Source organism: Sphingomonas sp. P3_C6 (assembly GCF_056402595.1).
In genome coordinates this window covers 1-22,747 of sequence record NZ_JBFUHB010000017.1, presented here as the reverse complement: position 1 = coordinate 22,747, position 22,747 = coordinate 1, and the positions used below count along the sequence as shown (strand labels likewise).

General features: G+C 64.4%; 22 protein-coding genes and 1 tRNA gene. 10 read left to right on the top strand and 13 right to left on the bottom strand.

The genetic code is table 11. From position 1 onward, the window contains the following. The gene (locus AC1DT7_RS16025; protein ID WP_478037029.1) at nucleotides 1–861 is read left to right on the top strand and encodes a metal-dependent hydrolase; all 861 of its coding nucleotides are present in this window, start codon (nucleotides 1–3) and stop codon (nucleotides 859–861) included. Between the two features lie 349 nt (nucleotides 862–1,210). On the opposite strand, the gene AC1DT7_RS16020 is transcribed toward AC1DT7_RS16025, so the two are convergent. Then, nucleotides 1,211–1,582: a TonB-dependent receptor domain-containing protein gene (locus AC1DT7_RS16020; protein ID WP_478037094.1), complete on the bottom strand. Its 372-nt coding sequence runs from the start codon at nucleotides 1,580–1,582 to the stop codon at nucleotides 1,211–1,213. A 164-nt stretch (nucleotides 1,583–1,746) separates the two neighbouring features. Between AC1DT7_RS16020 and AC1DT7_RS16015 the strand changes: the two genes are divergently transcribed. Beyond that, on the top strand, nucleotides 1,747–1,998 hold the full coding sequence (locus AC1DT7_RS16015; protein WP_478037028.1) for a hypothetical protein: 252 nt from the start codon (nucleotides 1,747–1,749) through the stop codon (nucleotides 1,996–1,998). A gap of 18 nt (nucleotides 1,999–2,016) precedes the next feature. Here AC1DT7_RS16015 and AC1DT7_RS16010 read toward each other — a convergent pair whose 3' ends face one another. Genes AC1DT7_RS16010 through AC1DT7_RS16000 form a run of 3 tightly spaced genes read right to left on the bottom strand, consistent with a single transcriptional unit; the run spans nucleotide 2,017 to nucleotide 4,458 of the window. Next, nucleotides 2,017–3,396 (bottom strand): sensor histidine kinase, encoded by a 1,380-nt coding sequence (locus AC1DT7_RS16010; protein ID WP_478037027.1) that lies wholly within the window; start codon nucleotides 3,394–3,396, stop codon nucleotides 2,017–2,019. Nucleotides 3,397–3,406: 10 nt separating this feature from the next. After that, a complete protein-coding gene (locus tag AC1DT7_RS16005; protein ID WP_478037026.1) occupies nucleotides 3,407–4,087 on the bottom strand; it encodes a winged helix-turn-helix domain-containing protein in 681 nt (226 codons plus the stop codon). Between the two features lie 2 nt (nucleotides 4,088–4,089). After that, entirely contained in the window at nucleotides 4,090–4,458 is a 369-nt protein-coding gene (locus AC1DT7_RS16000; protein WP_478037025.1) for a PDZ domain-containing protein, read from the bottom strand. Nucleotides 4,459–4,807: 349 nt separating this feature from the next. Here AC1DT7_RS16000 and AC1DT7_RS15995 point away from each other — a divergent pair, with 349 nt between their 5' ends. Continuing rightward, a complete protein-coding gene (locus AC1DT7_RS15995) occupies nucleotides 4,808–5,008 on the top strand; it encodes a hypothetical protein (RefSeq protein ID WP_478037024.1) in 201 nt (66 codons plus the stop codon). Between the two features lie 24 nt (nucleotides 5,009–5,032). On the opposite strand, the gene AC1DT7_RS15990 is transcribed toward AC1DT7_RS15995, so the two are convergent. From AC1DT7_RS15990 to hspQ, 5 genes are all read right to left on the bottom strand, one after another. Beyond that, complete coding sequence (locus AC1DT7_RS15990) at nucleotides 5,033–5,578, bottom strand: GNAT family N-acetyltransferase (RefSeq protein WP_478037023.1); 546 nt, start codon at nucleotides 5,576–5,578, stop codon at nucleotides 5,033–5,035. Nucleotides 5,579–5,749: 171 nt separating this feature from the next. Continuing rightward, nucleotides 5,750–6,019 (bottom strand): 50S ribosomal protein L27, encoded by a 270-nt coding sequence (gene rpmA, locus AC1DT7_RS15985; protein ID WP_478037022.1) that lies wholly within the window; start codon nucleotides 6,017–6,019, stop codon nucleotides 5,750–5,752. Between the two features lie 12 nt (nucleotides 6,020–6,031). Further along, nucleotides 6,032–6,409, bottom strand: a complete 378-nt coding sequence (gene rplU / locus AC1DT7_RS15980; RefSeq protein ID WP_478037093.1) for a 50S ribosomal protein L21 — start codon at nucleotides 6,407–6,409, stop codon at nucleotides 6,032–6,034. Between the two features lie 176 nt (nucleotides 6,410–6,585). Further along, nucleotides 6,586–7,242 (bottom strand): glyoxalase superfamily protein, encoded by a 657-nt coding sequence (locus AC1DT7_RS15975; RefSeq protein WP_478037021.1) that lies wholly within the window; start codon nucleotides 7,240–7,242, stop codon nucleotides 6,586–6,588. A 135-nt stretch (nucleotides 7,243–7,377) separates the two neighbouring features. After that, nucleotides 7,378–7,758 carry a heat shock protein HspQ gene (hspQ, locus tag AC1DT7_RS15970; RefSeq protein WP_478037020.1) on the bottom strand — a complete coding sequence of 127 codons (381 nt, stop codon included), beginning with the start codon at nucleotides 7,756–7,758 and terminating at the stop codon, nucleotides 7,378–7,380. A gap of 150 nt (nucleotides 7,759–7,908) precedes the next feature. Here hspQ and AC1DT7_RS15965 point away from each other — a divergent pair. Then, nucleotides 7,909–7,998 (top strand) — tRNA-Ser (locus AC1DT7_RS15965). A gap of 324 nt (nucleotides 7,999–8,322) precedes the next feature. On the opposite strand, the gene AC1DT7_RS15960 is transcribed toward AC1DT7_RS15965, so the two are convergent. Next, nucleotides 8,323–9,891 (bottom strand): hypothetical protein, encoded by a 1,569-nt coding sequence (locus tag AC1DT7_RS15960; protein WP_478037019.1) that lies wholly within the window; start codon nucleotides 9,889–9,891, stop codon nucleotides 8,323–8,325. 9 nt (nucleotides 9,892–9,900) lie between these two features. After that, nucleotides 9,901–12,774 (bottom strand): TonB-dependent receptor, encoded by a 2,874-nt coding sequence (locus AC1DT7_RS15955; RefSeq protein WP_478037018.1) that lies wholly within the window; start codon nucleotides 12,772–12,774, stop codon nucleotides 9,901–9,903. A 174-nt stretch (nucleotides 12,775–12,948) separates the two neighbouring features. On the opposite strand from AC1DT7_RS15955, the gene agaR reads away from it, so the two are divergent. Continuing rightward, nucleotides 12,949–13,725: a transcriptional repressor AgaR gene (gene agaR, locus AC1DT7_RS15950; RefSeq protein ID WP_478037017.1), complete on the top strand. Its 777-nt coding sequence runs from the start codon at nucleotides 12,949–12,951 to the stop codon at nucleotides 13,723–13,725. A 3-nt stretch (nucleotides 13,726–13,728) separates the two neighbouring features. Here agaR and AC1DT7_RS15945 read toward each other — a convergent pair whose 3' ends face one another. After that, nucleotides 13,729–14,835, bottom strand: a complete 1,107-nt coding sequence (locus tag AC1DT7_RS15945) for an amidohydrolase family protein (protein ID WP_478037016.1) — start codon at nucleotides 14,833–14,835, stop codon at nucleotides 13,729–13,731. A 145-nt stretch (nucleotides 14,836–14,980) separates the two neighbouring features. On the opposite strand from AC1DT7_RS15945, the gene AC1DT7_RS15940 reads away from it, so the two are divergent. From AC1DT7_RS15940 to AC1DT7_RS15920, 5 genes are all read left to right on the top strand, one after another. Next, nucleotides 14,981–17,074 carry a glycoside hydrolase family 36 protein gene (locus AC1DT7_RS15940; RefSeq protein ID WP_478037015.1) on the top strand — a complete coding sequence of 698 codons (2,094 nt, stop codon included), beginning with the start codon at nucleotides 14,981–14,983 and terminating at the stop codon, nucleotides 17,072–17,074. Then, the gene (locus tag AC1DT7_RS15935) at nucleotides 17,071–17,991 is read left to right on the top strand and encodes an EamA family transporter (protein WP_478037014.1); all 921 of its coding nucleotides are present in this window, start codon (nucleotides 17,071–17,073) and stop codon (nucleotides 17,989–17,991) included. The genes AC1DT7_RS15940 and AC1DT7_RS15935 overlap by 4 nt, the downstream gene beginning before the upstream one ends. Before the next feature lie 67 nt (nucleotides 17,992–18,058). Next, nucleotides 18,059–19,342, top strand: a complete 1,284-nt coding sequence (locus tag AC1DT7_RS15930; protein ID WP_478037013.1) for a D-tagatose-bisphosphate aldolase, class II, non-catalytic subunit — start codon at nucleotides 18,059–18,061, stop codon at nucleotides 19,340–19,342. Further along, nucleotides 19,335–20,474, top strand: coding sequence for an SIS domain-containing protein (locus tag AC1DT7_RS15925; protein ID WP_478037012.1), 1,140 nt, complete (start codon nucleotides 19,335–19,337; stop codon nucleotides 20,472–20,474). The genes AC1DT7_RS15930 and AC1DT7_RS15925 overlap by 8 nt, the downstream gene beginning before the upstream one ends. After that, on the top strand, nucleotides 20,471–21,439 hold the full coding sequence (locus AC1DT7_RS15920) for an N-acetylglucosamine kinase (RefSeq protein WP_478037011.1): 969 nt from the start codon (nucleotides 20,471–20,473) through the stop codon (nucleotides 21,437–21,439). Before AC1DT7_RS15925 ends, AC1DT7_RS15920 begins: the two co-directional genes overlap by 4 nt. A 56-nt stretch (nucleotides 21,440–21,495) precedes the next feature. Here AC1DT7_RS15920 and AC1DT7_RS15915 read toward each other — a convergent pair. Further along, nucleotides 21,496–22,747, bottom strand: a 1,252-nt coding sequence (locus AC1DT7_RS15915; protein ID WP_478037010.1) for an ATP-binding protein, incomplete at its 5' end; no start/stop codon positions are given.

Here is a 22,747-nt window from a genome sequence, read left to right as displayed (position 1 = left end):
GTGGTGAAAGCAACCACTCCCGGCGACTTGACCATTACACCGCGCGATCGGCGGTTCGGGCGCGAGACGCGCATGGGCCGCTGGTGGCTCAACAACGACCCCTATGCGACGGCTTTCTACAACGCGCTGTCGGTGACTTTCCCCAAGGGCGAGGCCTTTTTCGTCGAGAGCGTACGCGCGTTTCGCGACGCCGCGCCGCCCAAGCTGGCGGGCGAGATCCAGGCCTTCATCAAGCAGGAAGTGATGCACACGCGCGAGCATGTCGCGTTCAACCGGCATGTCGTCGACCAGGGGTACGACATCAGCCGGCTCGAGAAGGGGGTGCAGCGGGGGCTAGACCTGACGAAGGGCCGTCCGCCGATTGCCAACCTGACCGCGACGATGGTGCTGGAGCATTTTACCGCGATCATCGCGCACGAGTTGCTTGCCAATCCGCGCCACCTGGCAGGCGGCGAGGAGGAGTTCGCCAATCTGTGGCGCTGGCATGCGGCCGAAGAGATCGAGCACAAGGGCGTCGCTTATGACACCTGGCTGCACGCGACGAAGAGCTGGACTGAATGGCAGCGCTTCAAGGTGAAGGCGCTGGTGATGCTGCGCGTCACCGCCAATTTCACGCGAGGCCGCATCGTCGGCATGCTCGATCTGTTGCGGCAGGACGGGATGTCCGGCCCGAAAGTCTGGGTGACGCTGTTCTGGTACGCGTTCGGTCGGCCCGGCATGGCGCGCAAGATCGCCGGCCAGTGGCTGTCCTTCTTCAGGCCGAGCTTTCATCCGTGGAACCATGACGATCGCAAGCTGATCGGCATGTATGAGAGCGAGTATGAGGCTGCGATACTGCCGCGTGAGGCAGTGCCCGCCTGACAAGGGGAGGGGCGGCGAACCGGCCCTCAAGATTTTCAACCGACAGTCTCGTCGTCACCCCGGACTTGTTCAGGGCCAGCGTGCGGCACATCAGCGGCTGATGAATGTGCGGCACGATGGATGCCGGAACAAGTCCGGCATGACGGCAAAGAACCGACCTGGACGATGCTGCCTTACCAGGTCACGCCGACCCGGGCGTAGAGGTAGCGGCCGTTGAAGCCGAAGGGCGAATAATAAGGGAAGCCGACCAGGCCGGTGCTGTTGAGCTGCTGGTTGCGCGCCGACAGGACTTTCACATAATCCGGATAGGTGTCGAACAGATTGTTCGCGCCGACCGCCAGGTTCAGGTTCAGGTTCTTGACGACCTGATAGCGGGCAGGCCCGTTTCGACGATCGTGCCGTTGGTCAGGACCGATGCTGTCGAGGTGAAATATTGCTGCTGGAGCGATGGCGCGCGGAAGCCGGTCGAGGCAGGGCCGCGGACCGCGATCCAGGGCGCGAATTCGCACCACAGGCTGAGCTTGCCGGTCGCCGTCTCGCCGAAGTCCGAATAGCTTTCACCGCGGACGGCGGCGCCGATGGTCAGCGCCTCGACCGGCTTCGCCTCGATATCGAGATAGCCGGAGACGTTCGAGCGATGCGCGTCGACCCGGTTCGATGGCTGGAAGCCGGGAAACCCTGCGCGACGGAGGTTGCCATCGGATCGGCGGGGGGCGTTAATCCTCTATTCGGTCGGAATTGAAGCGAAGAATCGTTTTCATGCGTAAAGGCTGCGGCATTACCGATTTGCAATGAAAGGGCCACGGCACAGAGAGGTGCGGAATCCTATTCCTGTTCTCACGCCACGGGGACGATCCCGCAGCGATGTCGAAGAGGAGATTTGAAATGTTCCGCACCAGCAAGCTGATCCCCGCCGCTGCCCTGACCGCGATCGCGGCACTGTCGATGGCCGTCGCCCCCGCCAATGCGGCAACGCCTGCCAAACATGCCCGACCGGTCGCTGCGAAGACCGTGAAGGCACACCCGGCCGCGATGCACCGGACCGCCACGCGCAAGGCGGCCACGAAGGTCGCCAGCCGCGCCGCCAAGACGAAGCTCGCCGCGCGCACCGTGTCGCCGAAAAAGGCACGCGCCTGATCCCCGGGTGGCGGGACGTTACTCCCGGGTCCCGCCGCTCCCCCCGGTTATGGCAAGCGTCAGACGCACCACCAGCCCTGGATTATTATCCCCGAGATCCAGGCTTCCCCCGTGCAGGTGCGCAACGGCGGCAGCGAGCGAGAGGCCAAGTCCGGCCCCTCGCTCGCTTCTTGCCGGGTCGAGGCGGCCGAATCGTTTCAGCGCCTCTGCGCGCCGATCCTCCTTTATTCCGATACCCCGGTCCGACACCTCGATGACGAGGCGGTCGGCGTCTCTCACGGCGTTCAGGCCGATCTCCCCGGCGCCATATTTCAGCGCATTGTCGATCAGGTTGGCGATCGCCTGGCCGAGCAGCTCGCGGTGGACGAATGCCCGGATCCCCGGCGCGGCGGCCGATCGGATCGAATGGCCACCATCCTCGGCGAGGGGCCCATAGACCTCGGCCATATCCTCGAGCAGCGCGGAAATGTCGGTGTCGACGAATGCCTCCCGGCCAAGGCCGGCCTCGGCCCGCGTGATCCGCAGCGCGGTGTCCAGCATCGCGAGCAGGCGGTCGCTTTCCTCCAGCGCGCGGGTCACGGCTGAGCGGGTCGATTCGAGATCGTCGCCCGTCATCGCGCGTTCGAGCGTCACGCGCAGGCGCGAAAGCGGGGAGCGCAGATCATGCGCCAGCCCGTCGGTGGCGATCTTGAGCTCGGTCATCAGCATGGCGATCCGGTCGAGCATCGCGTTGATCGACTGAGCCAGTTCCTCGAACGCGTCGCCGGCGCCGTTGACCGGTACGCGGCGGTCGAGCGAGCCGGCCGCGACCGCCTGAGCAGTGGCGACCGTCGCGCGAAGGCGACGCTCGATGATCGCCGCCGCGACCAGCGCGGCAACGGCCGCGAGCGCAACCGCGATGGCGAAGGCGGTCAGCATCGCCTCCTCCATCGCGCTCGCGACGTGCAGTTCGCCTTCGATCACATGGCCGGTCAGCAACCGCTCGCCGCCCGGCAGGGGGGCAGCGATGATCCGCATGCGCTCCGACGATTCCCGGCCGATTCGGTAGAGGTCGATGGTGCGTTCGGCGTTCGGGCCGGTAAGCGTCGGAGGCCAGTCGGCCAGGTTGCCGGCGAGATAGCGACCCTGACGGTCGACCAGCAGGATCACCGATCGCGGGAGCCTGGCCGGGTCGGATCGTTGCTCGGCCGCCTGTTTCAGGCCGGCCAGACCGTCCCGCCGATAGGCGTCGAGGCATTCGTCGCGCAGCCGCTCGGCATAGTCCTCGGCATCGGCGAGGATCTGGGTCCGCGTCAGCTCGCGCACCGTGTACAGCACGGCACCGCCGCCCAGCAATTGCAGCACGAAGACCAAAGCGGCGAAGCGCAGCGTGGTAGATCGGCCGAAGCGGAGACTCACAGAGTGGGTCTCACAGGCCGAGCCGATAGCCCGAACCGCGCACCGTGTGGAGTAGGGGAGCACGATGCCCCTCGTCGATCTTCTTGCGCAGGCGGCTGACATGGACGTCGATCACGTTTGTCCCCGGATCGAAATGATAATCCCACACGCCCTCCAGCAGCATCGTCCGGGAGACGACCTGATCGACATGGCGCAGCATGAATTCGAGAAGGCGGAACTCGCGCGGCTGGAGGTCGATCGGCTGGCCGGCCCGTTTCACGCGGTGCGCAAGCAGATCCATTTCCAGATCGTCGCAGACGAGCCTGGTTTCGGGTGCCGGCCCGGCACCACCGCGACGGATCAGCAGCCTCACTCGCGCCAGCAGTTCGGCGAAGACGAAGGGCTTGGTCAGATAATCGTCGGAGCCCGATGTCAGACCGGCGACGCGATCCTCGGCCGAGCTCATCGCCGACAGGACGATCACCGGCGTGGCGATGCCGGCGGCCCGGATCGCACCGAGCACCGCCATGCCGTCCATCCCCGGCAGCATGCGATCGAGGATGATGCAGTCATACCCGCCATCGGTCGCGTGGAACAGGCCGTCGCGGCCATTGTCGGCGCGGTCAACCAGGAAGCCCTGCTCGGCCAGGCCGCCGGCCACATAGTCGGCGGTCGTTCGATCGTCCTCGACGACCAGGATTCGGTTCGCCACTTCTATGCTCCCGTATGACGCGGCATGCTTATCCGTGTGAGATGGCCTGCGCGCCAGACCCGAATTTCCACAGGGCCGGATCGATGCGCCAGATCCCGGCGCAATATTCGGGTCGAAGGCGCTGGGAGCCGGTCGACCCTGTCGATCCGGTCGCCGACCTTCAGTCCATTGGCGGGTGCAGTGCCGGACTTGAGGCTGGTCACGACCAGCGCCGGACCGCTCGACGTCTCGACCTGTTCGAGCGTCACGCCGGAAAGGGCCTGCTGATGCTCGGCAGCAGCGGCCGGCGCGTGGAGCGCGCGGACGATGCTGAGGGTGGCGATGAGGATCGCGACACCGGCAAAGGCGCCGATCAGGCGAAGGCGGGTCACCTCGACCTGCTCCGGGTTTCGGGAACGAGCGGGGCGGCGAGTCGCTCAAGGCGATACGGATAGTTCCTGAGCGGCATGAGCGTGCGTCGAGCGGGCAGGGTGGTCATGCCGGATTCTCCTTCCTGCGAGCCTCGATACACGCTGCTCGCTGCCTACAGCATGAGCGAAGCATTACCGATCTGTCATATGCTCACCAGCCGCCGCGCGCGATCAACCGCTCGGGCTCCAATTCCGTCCGATTGTTAATGAAGCCGCCACCGGCGGGACGGCATCGGGGGAGTAGATCATGGGACGCACCCGATCACGGAGCGATCAGGCGGTTGTTCCCAAGGGATGTGGGAGATGCGCCATGTTGATTACCAATCTGACTTCCGGCCGCGTGGTGGCGGCCGTCCTGACGATGGGCGTTCTGACGGCAACGATTCCCGTCCGGGATCCGCGCGATTTCACCGATCGCCCGGCCGGAGATGGGAGGGCGCTGCAACCTCGCTTCGCCTCGCCATGCACGCCGTGCGGTGGCCATGAAGGCGGAAGGTTGCAGCGATCCTGAATCCCGCGACATGTGGTCTTCGGCCTAGGCCGCCATCTTCACGTCGCACATTCGATCCTCGTCGAGATCGAGCTCGAACACCGCGCAGGGTACTTCGGCGCCGCGCGCGAGGCTGAAGCGTGGGACGACCGCACCCGTGGGGCGGAAGCCGAGCTTGGTCAGCACCCGGCCCGAGGCGGGGTTGTCGACGAAATGACCGGCGCGGACATGCTTCACGCCGAGTGCATGCCGCGCCATCTGGACCACGACGCGGCCTGCCTCGGTGGCATAGCCGCGGCCCCACGCCGCGGGGGTCAGCCAATAGCCGAGCTCATAGGCATCGTCCTGTAACCAGACGGCGATGGTGCCGATGATCCGCGGATAGTCGGCCTCATGGCTGAGGATGACGAATCGGGCGTCGTCGGCCGCGCGCGGCTTCGCCAGGAATTCCCGGGCGTCTTCCAGGGTGTAAGGCCAGGGCGCACGCGACAGGTTGGCGACCACCGCTTCATGAGCGATCGCGTGGGTCAGCGCCTGTGCGTCCTCGGGCCAGCCGGGGCGCAGCGTCAATCTTGCAGTCCGAGCGAACATGGTACTCCTCCTCGTCGGTCGCATCGCCGCTCGCACGCCGGGATGACGCGGGAACGACAATGGGTGGGGAGGGAGCATGAAAAAAGGGAGCCGGGGCGACCCGTCTCCCTTTTTCGGTTCTCTTGCGAAAACCCGGGTCGCCCTAGTGGGCAACCCGAACGGTCACCCGTGTTATTCGGCCGCTGCCGCCATAATTTCTACCGAGCAGAACTTACGGCCGAGCTTGCCTTCCTTGAACGACACGCGGCCGTCCACGAGGGCGAACAGGGTATGGTCCTTGCCCATGCCGACATTGACGCCCGGGTAGAACTTCGTGCCGCGCTGACGCACCAGAATGTTGCCCGGAACGACGGCTTCGCCACCGAACTTCTTCACGCCGAGGCGACGACCGGCCGAATCGCGACCGTTGCGCGAGGAGCCGCCTGCTTTCTTATGTGCCATCTAAACTACTCCTTACGCCTGGGCGGCCGGGGCTTCAGCCGAGCCGGTTTCTGGGGCTGCGTCGGCCTTCTTTGCCTTGGCCTTCTTCTCCTGAGCACCGATCGCGGTGATCTTCAGGATCGTGTGCTGCTGGCGATGGCCGTTCTTGCGGCGATAATTGTGGCGACGCTTCTTCTTGAAGATGATGACCTTGTCGGCCTTCGCCTGCGCGATGATCTCGGCAGAGACCGTCAGGCCTTCGACCGACTGCAGCTCCGAGCCTTCGCCCGCCAGCAGAACGTCAGCGAGCGTGATCGACGCTCCCGCTTCGCCTTCGAGCTTCTCGACGACGATCTTGTCTCCAGCGGCAACGCGATATTGCTTGCCGCCCGTGCGCACCACTGCGAACATGGCCTCAATCACTTTCCAAATGCATGTGCCCGCTCAGGCATGCCCGGCGGGAGAAGGGGCGCAGCTAAGGGAGACAGGCGATTCTGTCAACGCCGAATTGCCCTTCCGCCGGGAAGCGGGGCCACGCCGAAACGATATAGGCGATCGGGATCGAGTCGTCCACGCCTCTCGCTCCATCAGGGAGCCGGTGCGGAGCGATACTGGACGAAGGAGATGACGTTCCCGTCAGGGTCGCCGACATGGAAGTCGGTGCCGCCCCAGGCCTGCTTGAACAGCTTCTGGGCAAATTCCACGTCGCGTGCGCTGAACTCCTCGAACAGCGCGTTGATGTTGCTCACCTCGATCGTCGCGAAGATGAGCGATGCCTCGCGTGCCGCGAGCTCGGCGAAATTGGGCTGGTGAACGAATCGCAGGTGAAGGCACAGGCCGTCACGCGATTCGGAGCCGTAAAAAGGCGGGTTTCCGTGGAGGAAGTCCACCGCGAAGCCGAGCTTATCGCCATACCATGCGGCGGCGGCAACGTCATGCACGAACAGGATGGGGACGATTGCCTTCATCATGGATGCTGCGGGTTCGGCCTTCGGCCGGGCAGCGCGATCGAGCCCCGCCTTGAGCGCGGTCCAGTTCGGAAAGCCCGCTTCCACGGCCACCACTTCCTGGGCCAGGGTGAGGGGCCGCGGCATGTCGAGTGCTTCGCGATCGGTGAGATGACGATAGCGTTCGAGCAGGCGAATCTTTCCGCCGATCGAATAATTGCCCTCACGGTGCCAGCGGACGAACAGCTTGGCGTGTTTGCGATAGGCTTCGAGGCTGGCGGGGACGGGATTGGGCATGGCTAAGGCTCCGGCTGAGAATGTCAGCGGGCGGGCCTGGCCCTTTCGGCACGATGCCGATGCACCCCGGGAGAGCGATGCAAGACTAGGATCGGGGTACGCCGCCTGTCAATCGACCGGCGGCGTGTGCGAATCTCAGTGCTTGTGCTCGCGCCGCAACTGATAGCGCCCATCGGCGAAATCGGTGAACAGGTCGGAGATCGCCGGATGGTCGATCGGTTCGTCCGTGTCGTCGGCAATCAGATTCTGCTGGCTGACATAGGCGACGTAACTCGACTCCATGTTCTCGGCGAGCAGGTGGTAGAAGGGCTGATCCTTGCGAGGCCGGATATTCTCCGGGATCGCCTCATACCATTCGGCGCTGTTGGCGAAGATCGGATCGACGTCGAAGATCACGCCGCGGAAATCGAACATGCGATGGCGCACGACATCGCCGATGGCGAAGCGCGCATGGGACACGGGCGGCAGGGGAATCGCCGCATCGAACGGATGGGCGGGAATATGGGCACGGGGCATGACGCCAATCTAAGGACTCTTTTACGCCGCACAAGCAGATAGGCCGCAAACCGGCGCTTGTGCGATGTTTAGCTTTGCGTTAGAGGCGCGCGCTCTTCGACCGGTACCCCTCGCTTTCACGGGCCTGGGTTGCTTTGCAAAGACCTCTGCGGAGAGGTGCCAGAGTGGTCGATTGGGACGGTCTCGAAAACCGTTGTGCCCTCACGGGTACCGTGGGTTCGAATCCCACCCTCTCCGCCACGGGGCCCTCCACAGGGGGCCGCACCGGGCTCCCGGTATCGACTTTTCACCTGAAAATAGACGCTTGGCTGATCAGGTCGGCCACGCCCGTCCGTACCCGTTAGCGGCCTGCCGGCGGATTGCGGCAACTTTTGCGTGGTGCGCGTGGTCGGGAATTACGGTATTTTCAGGAGGCGAGCTTTGCGCACCGACGCAAAAGTCCGCGGCAAAACCGCGGGCCCCCGCTACGCGGACAACAGGCGATCCCGATCGCAAGGAGAACCGGGCGGCGGTCTTGTGCCGTCGGCGAGGACCCGATCGCGGTCCTTCGGTGACCCGTCCATGTCATGGGCGGATATTCCGCTTAAGCGTCAGCGAGAAGTCCGCGTTCAGCTGCTGCCGGCATGCCCATCGCACAGGGTAAAGGACACCCTTGATCTCCAGCTCCGCCCTGAGCCGAAGACCTTCCCAGGCAAAACCGCGCGGCAGCTGCAACATCGCCTGATGGATGCCCGTCGGACGCGGATAACCGGCATCGACGCAGCCGCTGACCAGCTTCCGGCCCATGGAGTCCTCAACGGTCAGGCGAACTACGCCGGGTGGGGCGGCGACGCCGGCATTGGCGAGCCCGATCACCAGCCCCTGCTGGGCGTCACGCTCGAATGCCCAGATGAAGGACGGATAGATCCGATAGCCTATGCGCCGGGCGGCGCCGTCGATCGGTTCGGGGAAGCGGTCATAATAGCCCAGGACATTTGCCGCGGCTTCATTGTGCCAGTTCCACACCGACCAGTAATTGGCCCCGACCGCCAGCACTTGATCGATGATCCGTTCATTCTGGGTAATGCCGTCTTCCAATCCGAGCTCGGCAGGCGCACCGGTCGTCATGCCGACTTCGCTGATTGCCGCGCACCAGGAAGGGCGATTGCTCAGCGCCTCGATCTGGGTGTTCTCGATGAAGATCGTGTCGCTGCGGATCCAGTTGCCGCTGCGCACCGTACGATCGAGCATGTCGGCATTGCCGACATTGTTGAAATCCGGCTGCGTATTGGTGACGAGCGGCGTCTTGGTCCACGCCGTGAGTTGGACCTCGAGCATCTGCCGCCAGGTCTGCTCGGCGATGAGATCACTCTCGAACACATGGCCTTCGAACGGCCAGCTATGGCCCTCGCCCCAGAAGCCGTACATCATGGTGTCCATGTACTCGACGTCCGGGTGGCCGTTCAGGTCGGCCGCCAGCAAAGCGTTCAATTCCTCGAAGGCGGCGCGATAGGCCGGGTGATCGTAGCGCGGTAGGGCGTGGCGCTTGTTATACCGCGTCTGCAACCGGTCGCCCTTCCAGCTGCCTTTCAGGCGAACCGACGGAACCTTGTCCATCAGGAATGCGGGCATGCCCGGCTCGGCGAAGTCTGGGTTTTCGAGCATGATGCGGAAACCGACCTGTTTGCCGTGCCGCCGTGCGAGATCGAAGGTGATCTGCCACCAGTCCGGCAGGTCGAGTCGGCCGGGGCGGCGCTGCACCTCGCGCCAATTGGGACGAAGATAGACCTTCTGCACAAAGGGTAGCCGGATCAGATCCTCGATCGACTTTTCCAGCGTTTCGCCGGGGATGTGGGGTGGGCCGGTGTCGCCCGAAACATAGACGGTGAGGCCCATGCCGCGGTTGGGGACGATGTCTCGGGACGGGCTCGTGACCATCACGACCTCGCTGCCGGGCACGACGGCACCCGCTCCATATTGGGGGAAGGGGCCCTGATAGAGTCGGTCCGCGACCCGTGGGCCGGAGCCCCAATCGAACCCGCTCCACGCATGTTCCGGCACCCGGGCAGCCGCTGCCGGAAGGGCCGCGAGACCGCTCCCGGCGGCGGCGCCTGCCGCCAGGAACGTTCGCCGGTTGACGATTCCGCCGCTCACCAGCCTAGGTCACAAGCGGCCGCGGATACCGAAGAAGAAGGAACGGCCCGAATATTCGTAGAAATTAGGCACGTTGCTGTAGGTGTTGAAGCGCTTGATTGCCGAACCGAGCAGGTTCGATCCCTGGACATATACCGAGACGTTGTCGGTCAGGTCGTAGGACAGGCTGGCCGACATCTCGTGATAGGCCTCTTCCTTTACCGGCAAATAGGCCAGGTTGCCTGCCTGCGCGTAGGTGTAGCGCGACTGATAGCTGTAGGAGACCTGCGCACCGATGCCATTCTTCTCATAGAAGAGCTTGGTATTGGCCGAGAAGGGGATCGCGCCGGGCAGGCCTGTCGTCACCGCCCCGGAAGTGGCGCGCGAATGATTGTAGGTCAGGTTCGCCTGAACGCCGAGGCCGTTGTCGAGGAAATATTGGCCGCCAACCTCCAGGCCATAAACCTTCGCGCTGTCGCCGTTGATCACCTGATATTCGACGAAATCGAAATTCTGCTGCTGGTTGGCCGGTTGCGCGGACGGGCTGATCACGACGTCGACCGGGACGGTCGAGACGAAACTGGTGATGTGCTTGTAGAACGCCGCCGCCGTCAGGGCGAGGCGGTTCGACGGATAATATTCGAACGAGACATCGAACTGGTCAGCCGTGGCCGGCTTGAGATTGGGGTTGCCGGCATCATAGATGATGAAGGTGCCCGACTGGGCCGATGTCGCGTCCTTCGCGGGCGACAGCTCGCCGAAGCTCGGCCGCGAGATTGCTCTCGACGCCGCGAGCCGGACACGGAAGCCGTCGGCGATGTCATAGGCGAAATTGACCGCCGGCAGCAGGCGCAGATAGTCGCCGCCGCCGTTGATGGCATCGACAGGATTGAAGTTCACGTCATTGTCCTGCGTGCCGACCCGGGGGATGATGCTGGCAATGCTGGCGCCATAGCCCGTCGACGAGACTTTGGTGGACACCAGGCGCAAGCCGATATCGCCACGCCAGCGCTTGCCGGCCAGGTTGAACTGCACATACCCTGCCCAGGTCCGCTCCCTGATCAGATAGGACGCAGGAAGGTCTGGCTCGACCAGTTGGGCCGAATAGCCGGCGGGATAAGGCGACAGGGCACATCCCGGGATCGGCGTGCCCGTCGCATCGAGGCAGCTGTTGGGATCGAGGATCGCCGGATTGTTGTCCGCACGCGGGAGTGCCGCGAGATAAGTATCGATGTCGAAGTTGGGGAAGTTGCGCGGGAAATTGCCGGGCAATTTCGACAGGATATTGTCATTGCCCGGCCGCACGACCGATGCACCCAGCTGCCCGAAGGTGAAGGGATAGCCGCAATAATTGCACGAAGTGGTATATTGGTTGTCGATTGTCTCGACGGTCTTGCGGCGATCGGTCCAGGCGCCGCCAAAGGTGATCGACTTGAACGTGTCGTTGTCGACCTCATAGGTTAGATCGAGCTTCGCGCCTTGCGTGCGATCCTCGATATTTTGCCCCTGGATGCCGATATAGTGGGCGCGGAAATCGTCATTGGTCGCCTGATCGAGCGAGCGGCCGCCGGGGATCGTGATGTCGAGATCCGGGATGCCGCCGTCCCGTGTCGCAAAGACCGCGGACGCGCCGGGGATGCCGGCCACGACGAAGCGGTTCTGCCCGCCCGTGTCGTCGCTCGCCTTGCCGTAATAGCCGTCGATCGCGACCTTCAATCGATCGACGGGGTGCCAGTCGATATGGCCACCGATCTGGTAGGTCTTGCTGTTGCGCGGTTCGTCGGTGGTCAGCACTTCGCTGACGAGATCGTTGATCGCAAACCCGGTGACGACATTATGGGAATCGACCTTGATCGACGCCGGATCCCAGCGCGGCGAACCGTCGTCGCCCAGCGGATTGAGATAATTGGAGGAGCGATAATTGTGCTGGGTGACATTGTACTGGCTGTAGATGCCGTCGATCGTCAGCTCGAAGGCGCTTGACGGCTTCCACTGGAAGGCACCGGCCGCGCCAATCCTCTCGCGCTCGCCCTGCACGGTGCCCACGCTGTAATAGTCCGGCCAGATATAGGCTGGTCCATTCGCATCGGGATTGATCTTGCCGTCCCGGTTGAAATCGACGCCATAGGCGGCTTCCGTCCCGTCAGTGATCGAATATTCGCCGAGATTGTCGGTACGGAACTTGTACTTGTTGTAGCTGGCCCCGGCCATCACCCCCATCGTGTCGTTGGCAAAGGTCGTGCTGACGACGCCAGTGACCTTGTAGCCGCCCTTGTCGACGAAATCGTTATATTGTCCTTCCACAGAGGCGGAGGCATGCAGGCCGGGACGGTCGAGCGGCCGCGCGGTGCGCAGGTTGATGTTGCCGCCGATGCTGCCTTCAAGTTCCGACGCGCGCACCGCCTTCTGGACCTCCGCGCCGGAGATGATTTCCGATGGAAGCACGTCGAATGCAAAGGAGCGGTCGGTGCCGTCGGTCGGCAGGATGCGCCCGTTGAGCGTGGTGATCGCGAAATTCTCGCCAAGCCCGCGTACGGTGATCGAGCGGCCTTCGCCGCGGCCGTCGCGACCGACGGTCACGCCCGGAATATTGGCGAGGGCTTCGGCGACGTTGCGGTTGGGAAACTTGCCGAGCTCCTCGGCGGAAATGGCGTCTACGATCGTGTCGGCATTGCGCTTGGCCTGGATCGACCGCAGCAGGCTGCCGCGAACACCCCGCACGACGATATCGGGCGCGGCGCTCGCGTCGCCAGGCTCTTGTGCACCATCGGTCAGCACCGTCGCTGGGTCGGGCTCGGCCGTGGTGGGCTTGGCCTCCTGAGCCGAAGCGGTCGACGCAGAGAGCAGCGCCGCCGCACTGACTCCGCCCAGCACCATAGTCCGCAAGATGTGTCGTTGCGTCATCGCCGTTCCCCTTTGCCGATGCGCGTTCTCCGGACCCTGACGGATTCGCGCGATTTATTGCGGTTTGGTATCCCGACCGTAGCGAAACTGTCAAATAGAAAAGAAACGAAACTTCCTGTTTGTTGTGTGAGCAATTCGAGGCTGATATGCAGGTCTGCGAACGGGAGGAGCCATATGTCCATCACTCGGGACACCAGCGGCCGAAGGCAGCAGATCAGTGTTTTGATGCGCGAGCACGGCAGCGTGCAGGTCGTGCCGCTGGCGGAACGGTTTGGCGTCTCAATGCAGACGATCCGGAAGGACCTCCATTATCTGGTAAAGCGGGGCATCGCCGAGCGCTCCTATGGCGGCGCGATCGCGGCCGATGCCGTCAACGTCGCGGCCGAGCCCCCGGTCGAGGTCAAGCGTGCGATCAATGTCGACGAAAAGGCGCGAATCGGCGCGGTCGCCGCTGCCATGGTGATGCCGGGCGATTCGATCGTGCTGGATTCGGGCACCACGGCGCTGCAGATCGCACTGCATCTGGCCGATATCGAAGACGTAACCGTGCTGACCAACGATCTGGATATCCTCTGCGCGCTGGCGGCCAAGGAGCGGATCAACGTCGTGATGCTGGGTGGCGCGCTGCGGCGGCGCAACCGTGCGTTTTACGGAGCGCAGACGGAAAGCGCGTTCGACGACCTGCATGTCGATAAATTGTTCCTGGGCGTGGACGGGCTTGACGTCGAGCGCGGCATCACCACCCATTTCGAGCCGGAAGCCGTGCTAAACCGAAAGATGGTCAAGGCCGCCGGGCAGGTGATCGCCGTGAGCGACCGGTCGAAGTTCGGCCGCGTCTGCCTGCACCGTATCATGAACGTGGCCGAGATAGACGACCTGGTGACCGATGGCGCCGATGCGGCAATGCAGGCGGCTGCCGACCGCCTGGGCTTTCGCCTTCACATCGCCTGAGCTTCAGCCCTTGAGCTTGAAGAAGCGCCGGGCATTCTTCCAGTAGATCTTGTCGATTACGGCGCGGGGCAGGTCGAGCCCTTTCGCATCGGCATCGATGGCATCGACATGCTGGCTGAGCGGGGTCGCCAGATAGCGCCAGTCCGCGCGCCAGACCTGGTCGGCCTCCTTGGGGAAATCGTTGGTGGCGGGAGGATTCTGGGCCCGCGCCTTGGGGTCGGGCGGGCTGTCGGTGAGATCGGTGCCGTACAGGATACGGTCCTGATACTTGACGAAGAAGGCGCGCACCTTCGCGATATCGGCGTTGGACTGGACCTGCAGGTTGGACATGCGCGCCGCGAGATCCACCACCGTGTTGGGATGGCGATCGAAGAACCGCGCCAGTTCGTCCACGCTCCATTCGATGCTGGCCATATGCGCGCCGTCAAAGGCAAGCCTGGGATGACGGGCGACGAACCGGTCGCGCGCCGCCATAAGTGCCTCGTAGCTCGGCTCTTCGGGGTGGAGGAACATGTAATATTCGGGATGCTCCTTGAAATAGGAGCGGTCGTTCTCGGTCGTCATCTGGTCGAGCGGCAGCCAGCAGTTCTTCGGCTCGGCCTGGTGCGCGATCAGCGGCACGCCGCGTTTCTCGAGATGCGCCATGACGCCGTCGAAGCGCGGATCGTCGAGAAACACGCGCCTCCCCTCCGCATCGGTGGCGACCATGCCGACATTCTTCCATATCTTCACGGCCACGGCGCCCTGTGCAAAGGCGTCGTCCAGCGCGCGGTTGGTGCGTTCGGCCCACCCCGGCGTACCGAAGCCCTGCATCGAAAACGTGGTCGCAAAGTGAAACTGGCCCGCATCGAGCGCCTGCATCTTATGCGCGACCGTCGCTTGCAGCGGCAGCGGCGGGAAGTCCGGATAATCGACATTGATCGACAGCAGTTCCATGCCGTCGCGTCGCGCCACATCGAGAAAACGAGGATCGTCGACATTGGCATGGACGTGGGCGTCGAACTTGGCGACCTTCGCAAAATCCGCTTCGCTGTAGCCAGGTGCGGGTGCCGCCGCACCGCCCAGAAGCGCTGCCGTACCGAGCAACAGGACGACCTTCAGTGACTGCATCCTCTGTCTCCGCAAAAACAACGAAACGAAACAAAACGATCGATTAAATTGCGAATAGGGTTTGCGCCGGCCGTGCGGTTCGTGCAACATCTTTCTCATACGGCTGCTCGCTTGCCTTGCGGCCGATATCAGGGAAGCCGTTGCCATGCTGTCCAATCCCATCGATCGCCGCGTTCTGCTTGGCCGCCTGATGACCGGCGCAGCCCTTGTTTCCGGGCCTGTGCTGCCGGCAGGCGCCTGGGCTGCCGCGTCGGAGGGCGTGAAGCTTTCCGATGGCACGCTGACGATCGATTTCGATGCGGCGATGCAATCGCGCGTGTCGTTTGGCGGCAGGCCGGTCACGCCGATGGCGGCGGGCGAGGCGCTCTTTGTCGCCGGTCAACGCACGCTCGATCGCTTCCTGCTGCTGGACCATGAAGAAGGGCCGATATCGGGCCCGCACGGCCCGGGCCGCCGGCACCGGCTGCGCGGCACCGCGGGCGGTGCGGTGGAGCAGCAGCTCGATGTGACCTTCCTCGATCGCTACCCGGGACTCGCCTTGTACGAGCTGCGGTATCGCAATACTGGCACCATGCCGCTGGCGATCGCCGGGTGGCGCGTCGCGACGCACGATCTGCTGGCGCATCCGGCGGGCGCGTGGAGCTTCGCCGGCGCTTCCTATCCCGATCGCCGCGACTGGGTGCAGAAGGTCGCACCGGGCTTCGAGCAACGCAACTTCATGGGGATGAACGGGTCCGACTATGGCGGCGGTACGCCCGTTGCCGTGGTATGGCGCCGCGATGTCGGACTGGCGGTCGGCCACATCGAAAAGGTGCCGAGGCTGATCTCGCTGCCGGTTGCAGCGCAGCCGGACGGGACGCGCATCGGCCTGTCGGGCGACGAGGCGACCCTGCTCCCGCCGGGCGCTGCCCTGACCCTGCCGACCGCCTTTCTGATGGCGCATACCGGCGACCATTTTCGCCCGCTCGACGCCTATCGGCGCATCATGGCCGAGCGTGGCCTCGCGGCGCCGACCATCCCGGAATCGAGCTACGGCCCGATCTGGTGTGCCTGGGGCTATGAGCGCAATTTCACGCCCGAACAGGTGTATGGCACGCTGCCGAAGGCCAAGGAGCTCGGCTTCGAATGGGCAGTCCTCGATGACGGGTGGCAGACATCCGAAGGTGACTGGAAACTGGACGCTAGGAAGTTTCCGCGTGGCGATGCGGACATGAAGGCGTTTGCCGACCGGATAAAGGCTGACGGCATGCGTCCGCGACTGTGGCTCGCGCCGCTCGCGGTCGATCCGGGTACAGACCTTCTGCGCGACCATCCTGAGATGCTCATTCTCGACCGTGACGGCGCGGCGCAGAATGTCAGCTGGTGGAGCGCGTTCACGATGTGCCCGGCCTATCCGCCAACGGTCGACTTCTTTCGCGCGCAGGTGCGCCGCATCATCGGCGACTGGGGCTTCGAGGGGCTGAAGCTCGATGGGCAGCACCTGAACGGCGTCGCACCCTGCTACAACCCCGCGCACAACCATGCGCGTCCCGAGGAATCGTTCGAGAAGCTGCAGGATTTCTGGAAGGCGGTGTATGACGAAGCGATCGCGATCAACCCGCAGGCGGTAATCGAGATTTGTCCGTGCGGCGACAGTTTCGCGTTCCACAATATCCCGGCGATGAACAATACGCCAGCATCCGATCCCACGTCATCATGGCAGGTCAGGCTGAAGGGCAAGACGTTCAAGGCGCTGATGGGACCGTCTGCGCCTTATTCGGGCGACCATGTCGAGCTGAGCGACGGGCACGACGATTTCGCCTCGACCTATGGGATCGGCGCGATTCCGTCGACCAAGTTCACCTGGCCCAAGGACGTGCAGACCCCATCGGAACCCCTCCCGCCCGGCGGCTATCTGCTGACCGCGGCGAAAGAGGCGCTGTGGCGCAAGTGGATCGACCTGTACCGCGCCAACATGCTATCCAAGGGGCGCTATCTCGGTGGCCTCTACGATATCGGTTTTGACAAGCCCGAAGCTCATGCGATCGATCGTGACGGTGTCATGCATTACGCCTTCTACGCGGCCAAGTGGGACGGCCCGGTCACGCTGAAGGGCCTCGGCACCGGCCGCTACGCGCTGACGGACAGTTTTACCGGCAGCCCCTTGGGGAGCGCCACGGCGGCGCGGAACATCATCCAGGCGAGGTTCGAGCGCTTTCTTCTCGTACAGGCCACCCCTGTCCGGGAAGGCAGGGCATGACCGGAGCGGTCGTGCCATCGGGCCGTGCCTGGCTGATCAATGCGCTGATCACCGTCATTCTCTGGGGAATCTGGGGCGCCTTTTCAGGCCTTTCCCCGCAGCATGGCTTCCCCGAAACCCTGGTGTATTGCGTCTGGGCGCTGACGATGATTCCGCCGGCGCTGGTGGTGCTCGGACTGGCCGGCTGGCGGCTCGATGTCTCGCCTCGAGCGATCGGCTACGGCCTGGCAATCGGGTTGCTTGGCGCCGGGGGGCAGATGGTGCTGTTCTACGCCGTCGCGCGGGGCCCGGCCTATCTCATCTTCCCGATTATCTCGTTGTCGCCGATCGTGACGATCGCCTTATCGTTCCTGCTGATGCGCGAACGCACCGGACGGCTGGGCGCCTTCGGCATCCTGCTCGCGTTGCTCGCCTTGCCGACCTTCGATTTTGCACCCGGGAGCGGGGGCGGCGCCTCGGCGGCGTGGCTCGTGCCGGCCTTGATCGTGATGCTCTGCTGGGGCGTGCAGGCCTATTTCATGAAGGCGGCCAACCATGTCATGTCGGGCGAAAGCATCTTCGTCTACATGATGCTCTCCGGGCTGACGCTGATCCCGGTCGCCTGGGCGATGACCGACTTCGGCCGCCCGATCAACTGGGGGCTGGACGGCCCCTGGTTGGCGGCCCTGATCCAGGTGCTCAACGCTATCGGCGCCCTGACCCTCGTGTTCGCGTTTCGCTACGGCAAGGCGATCATCGTCGCTCCGCTGGCGAATGCGGGCGCGCCGCTCGCCACGGCGTTGCTGTCGCTGGTGATCCTGGGGGTGGTACCCGGGCCGCTCAAGGCGGTCGGTATCGGGCTCGCCCTCATTGCCTCCCTGCTGCTCGCGATCGAGCCGGATGCAAAGGATCCGGATGCTATTGTCGAAACAATCTAGTTTCGTTATATTTCGTTTCGTTGCTTTTTGTTATAGGTTGCGGTACGCGTTTGCCGAAGGAGCCGATGTGCAGGCGATTCTAGAAACGGTGCTTCGGCACAAGGCGGGAGAGCGGATTGGCGTCACGTCGGTCTGTTCGGCGCACCCGTTGGTGATCGAGGCGACGCTGCTCCACGCGCTCGCCACTGGTCAGCCGATCGCGCTGATCGAGGCCACCTCCAACCAGGTGAACCAGGACGGCGGCTATACCGGCATGGTCCCAGCCGATTATCGCGATTTCGTCCAGGCGATCGCTGCCAAGGTCGGATTTCCGCTCGAGCGCCTCGTTCTCGGCGGCGACCATCTCGGCCCCAACGCCTGGACGGGCGCGCCGGCGGCAGAGGCGTTGGACAAGGCCGATGTGATGGTCGCGGACTATGTCCGCGCCGGTTTCCGGAAAATCCATCTCGACTGCTCGATGAGCTGCGCCGATGATCCGGTGCCGCTGCCCGAGAAGATCATCGCCGAGCGCGCGGCACTGCTGTGTCGCGCGGCCGAGGACGCGTTCGATGGCGATCCCGCCGACGCGCCGGTCTATGTCATCGGCACCGAGGTGCCGGTTCCCGGCGGGGCGGCGGAGGACCTGGGAGAATTGGCGGTCACCACGCCCGAGGCGGCGACCGCTACGATCGACATGCACCGCGATCTGTTTCACGCGGCCGGCCTGGAGAGCGCGTGGGACCGTGTCATCGCAGCCGTGGTTCAGCCCGGCGTCGAGTTCGATCACGACAAGGTGGTGGACTACCGCCCCGAACGCGCGACCGCGCTCAGCCAGGCCATCGAGCCGGTCGAGCATATGGTGTTCGAGGCACATTCCACCGATTATCAGACGCCCGGGGCGCTCGCCGCCCTGGTACGCGACCATTATGCGATCCTGAAAGTCGGGCCCGGCGTCACATTCGCGTTGCGCGAGGCGCTCTGGGCGCTGGATGCGATCGAGGCGGAGATATGTCCTTCCGGGGAGCGCGCCTCTTTGCGGACGGTGACGTTGTCGCGCATGCACGCCGAGCCGAAGCACTGGCGGAAATATTACCATGCGACCGGCGCGGCGCTCGATTTCCAGCTGCAGTACAGTCTGTCGGACCGGATCCGCTATTACTGGCCCGACGCGGAGATCGCCGCCGCGCAGGAAAAGCTGTTCGCCAATCTCCGGCTGACGCCGCCGCCGCTGGCGCTGGTCAGCCAGTATCTTCCGCTCGCTTATGCCGCGCTACGCGCCGGCCGGGCGACACTCGATCCTGCCGAACTTGCCATGGCGCATATCGCCGCGACACTCGACGCGTATCATGGAGCTTGCTTTCCCAATGCCTGAGACCTTGCTCACCCCCCGACCCGATGGCCAGGACACGTCCTGGACACGCCGGGAAATCGACCAGCAGCCCGAAACGCTGCGCGCCACCCAGGCGTTGCTGCGCGATCGCCGGGCCGACATCGAGGCATTCGTCGCGCCTTTGCTCGCCAGGACCGATCTTCGCATCGTGCTGACCGGGGCAGGCACTTCTGCGTTCATCGGCGAGTGCCTCGCACCCTGGCTGTCGGGCCTGTTGCATCGTTCTGTCGAGGCGATCGCCACGACGGACATCGTCAGCGCGCCGTCGCTGTACCTGCGCGCCGGTACGCCGACATTGCTGGTCTCGTTCGGCCGCTCGGGCAGCAGCCCGGAGAGCGTCGCCGCGGTCGATCTGGTGGATGCGACCGTTGCCGAGGCCTATCACCTGATCGTGACCTGCAACCCTGAGGGCGAGCTGGCCGGGCGCAGCAGCGGCAACACCCATGTCGTCGTGCTGCCAGAGGCGACGCACGATCGCGCCTTTGCGATGACCTCCAGCTTTGGCGCGATGATGCTGGCGGCGCTGTCGATCCTTGGTGGTATCGATGCGCTTGATGCGCGCGTGCCTGCCATCGCCGCGTCAGTCGATGACGTGCTTGCCCGGTCCGAGCGGCTGGTCGCCGACCTTGCGACGCGCGGGTTCAAGCGCGTCGTCTATCTCGGTAGCGGGGTATTCAAGGGGCTCGCCCGCGAAGCGGCGCTGAAGCTGATGGAACTGAGCGATGGCGCAGTCGTCACCACCTTCGACACCCCGCTGGGCTTCCGGCACGGTCCCAAGACGATCATCAATGCCGACACGCTCGCCGTGGTGTTCGTGTCGAACGACCCGCTTACGCGCCGCTACGATCTCGATATCGTCGAGGAATTGCGCAGGGACGGCCTTTGCGGCGCTCTCGCGGTGATCTCCGCCCGGCCGGGCGACGGCGCGGACATCGCGGTCGCCGGCATGACCGATGCGGTGGACGCCGATCTCCTGTTCCCGTTCATCGTGCCGGCGCAGCTTTTCGGGCTGCATGTCTCGCTGGCTCTGGGCCTCACCCCCGACCGTCCCAATGCCAGCGGCGCCGTTAACCGGGTCGTGCAAGGTGTTCGGATATACGCCGCACAAGCATGAGCGACCGCAGCTATTTCCTTGGCGTGGATGGGGGCGGCACCAAGACCGAATTCATCTGCATCGACGCCGCCGGCACGATCGTCGCGCGCGCGATGACCGGCACGACCTATCATATCGAGGTCGGGATGGATGAGGCCGCGGCGCGCATCGGCCAGGGAGTCGCCGCCATTTGCGGACAGCTCGGCATTCAGCCCGACGCGCTGAGCTACGTCTTTTTCGGCCTTCCGGCCTATGGCGAGGACAAGGTCATCGACCCACAGCTGGACGCCGCCTGTGGACGGCTGCTCGGCCATGACCGCTACGCCTGCGGAAACGACATGATATGCGGCTGGGCGGGGTCGCTGGGTTGCCAGGATGGGATCAACATTGTCGCCGGCACCGGCTCGATCGCCTATGGGGAACGAGAGGGCAGGGGTGCCCGCGCGGGCGGTTGGGGCGAGGTATTCGGCGACGAAGGGTCGGCCTATTGGATAGCCGTCAAAGGCCTCGCCCTGTTTTCCCGCATGAGTGACGGTCGCGCGACCAAGGATCTGCTGCACGATCGGATCTCCGAAGCGCTTGTGCTCGAGGATGACCTGGACCTGTGCCAGCGCATCATGGGACCCGCGGCAATGAGCCGAGGCGCGGTCGCTGGTCTCGCGGCGGTGGTCTCGAGCGCCGCTGCCGATGGCGATAAGGGCGCCGGTGCAATTCTGTTGTCAGCAGCCCATGAACTGGCGGCGCTGGCGATCGGGTTACGCGACGTGTTGGGTTTTCCGTCCGACGTCAGCGTTCCATTGTCCTGGTCGGGAGGCGTCTTGTCGCAGGAGCCGTTGGTGCGCGATGCCTTTATTCGGATCGTCAGTGAGGACGGGCTTTTTGCGGCGACCGAGCCTCTTCACCCGCCGGGATATGGCGCCGCCTTATATGCCCGGCTGTCGGCGCAAACCAACAAACGGGAAACAGCCGATAGGCAGTCGGCTTAGGCAGCGGATTGGCGCCGAACCGCGTAGAACGGGCGTGCGTCAGCCCCGGATCAAGCTCATTCCGTCCGTTCTATGCGGGCAAGCAGCGCGCCCTCGCTGACCTGGCCACCGGTCTCCGCACTCAACTCCGCCACGGTCCCGTCGAACGGCGCGATCAGGCTGTGTTCCATCTTCATCGCTTCGAGCGTGAGCAGCTTCTGGCCCTTGGTGACGGCGTCGCCGGCCGCAACTTCTACCGCGATGACCCGCCCCGGCATGGGGGAGAGGATCGAGCCGGCCTCGACCGTTCCCCCGGCGCCAGCCCCGAAACGCGTTTCGGTGAACAGCAGCGGCTGCCCGTTGCGGAAGGTTAGCAAGCCGTCCGAAACAGGGGCGACATAGCCGTTGCTGTCGTCGAGCGACATAAGGTCGATCGTTCGGCGCTCGGCTCCATGCTGAACGGCAATGGCGCCACGATGGCCGGCGTTGAGACGAAAGCCGATTGCCCTGCCCCAGGGGTCTGCCGTCGCGTCGTCGCGATGAAGGAAATAGGGGGCATATATCTGGACCGCCGCGAGGTTCCAGTCGCTGTCCGTGGCAGCGGGTGCTGCGGTCAGCGCGTCGCCTTGGTCCGCGATGAAGCCGGTGGTCACGGTGCCAGCGCGAAACTGTGCCTGGCCGAGGCATGCCAGCAGAAACGCGGCATTGGTCTTGACCGGCCAGATTCTTACCCGGCGCATCGCCTCGGCAAGGGCATCGATCGCGCCATCGCGATCATCCCCGCGTGCCACGATCTTGGCGATCATCGGATCGTAGAATGGCGTTATCGCATCGCCCCGTTCGACTCCGGTCTCGATCCGGGTCTGGCTATCGGGCAAGTCGGCGAGTTCGAGCTTGCCGGTGGACGGCAGGAAGCCGGTTGACGGGTCCTCCGCACAGAGCCGTGCCTCCATCGCCCATCCGTTGATGGCCAACTCATCCTGCCGCTTCGGCAGCGCCTCGCCGGACGCCACCCGCAACTGCCACTCGACCAGATCCTGCCCGGTGATTTCCTCGGTCACCGGATGCTCGACCTGAAGCCGGGTGTTCATCTCCATGAACCAGATGCGATCAGCGCGCAGGCCCTCGCTCGCATCGGCGATGAACTCGATGGTGCCGGCGCCGACATAGTCGACGGCCTGCGCCGCTTTCACCGCTGCGGCGCAGATCGCCTCCCGCGTCGTCTCGTCCATGCCGGGGGCAGGGGCTTCCTCGATCACCTTCTGGTGGCGGCGCTGGAGCGAGCAGTCGCGCTCGAACAGGTGGACGACATTGCCACATGGCTGTCGC

Bases quoted from the DNA above. Each gene is read 5' to 3' on its own strand.
- AC1DT7_RS16015 (WP_478037028.1), top strand. From the start codon at position 1,747: ATGTTCCGCACCAGCAAGCTGATCCCCGCCGCTGCCCTGACCGCGATC.
- AC1DT7_RS15995 (WP_478037024.1), top strand. From the start codon at position 4,808: ATGTTGATTACCAATCTGACTTCCGGCCGCGTGGTGGCGGCCGTCCTG.
- AC1DT7_RS15990 (WP_478037023.1), bottom strand. From the start codon at position 5,578: ATGTTCGCTCGGACTGCAAGATTGACGCTGCGCCCCGGCTGGCCCGAG.
- rpmA (WP_478037022.1), bottom strand. From the start codon at position 6,019: ATGGCACATAAGAAAGCAGGCGGCTCCTCGCGCAACGGTCGCGATTCG.
- rplU (WP_478037093.1), bottom strand. From the start codon at position 6,409: ATGTTCGCAGTGGTGCGCACGGGCGGCAAGCAATATCGCGTTGCCGCT.
- AC1DT7_RS15975 (WP_478037021.1), bottom strand. From the start codon at position 7,242: ATGCCCAATCCCGTCCCCGCCAGCCTCGAAGCCTATCGCAAACACGCC.
- hspQ (WP_478037020.1), bottom strand. From the start codon at position 7,758: ATGCCCCGTGCCCATATTCCCGCCCATCCGTTCGATGCGGCGATTCCC.
- AC1DT7_RS15955 (WP_478037018.1), bottom strand. From the start codon at position 12,774: ATGACGCAACGACACATCTTGCGGACTATGGTGCTGGGCGGAGTCAGT.
- agaR (WP_478037017.1), top strand. From the start codon at position 12,949: ATGTCCATCACTCGGGACACCAGCGGCCGAAGGCAGCAGATCAGTGTT.
- AC1DT7_RS15945 (WP_478037016.1), bottom strand. From the start codon at position 14,835: ATGCAGTCACTGAAGGTCGTCCTGTTGCTCGGTACGGCAGCGCTTCTG.
- AC1DT7_RS15940 (WP_478037015.1), top strand. From the start codon at position 14,981: ATGCTGTCCAATCCCATCGATCGCCGCGTTCTGCTTGGCCGCCTGATG.
- AC1DT7_RS15935 (WP_478037014.1), top strand. From the start codon at position 17,071: ATGACCGGAGCGGTCGTGCCATCGGGCCGTGCCTGGCTGATCAATGCG.
- AC1DT7_RS15925 (WP_478037012.1), top strand. From the start codon at position 19,335: ATGCCTGAGACCTTGCTCACCCCCCGACCCGATGGCCAGGACACGTCC.
- AC1DT7_RS15920 (WP_478037011.1), top strand. From the start codon at position 20,471: ATGAGCGACCGCAGCTATTTCCTTGGCGTGGATGGGGGCGGCACCAAG.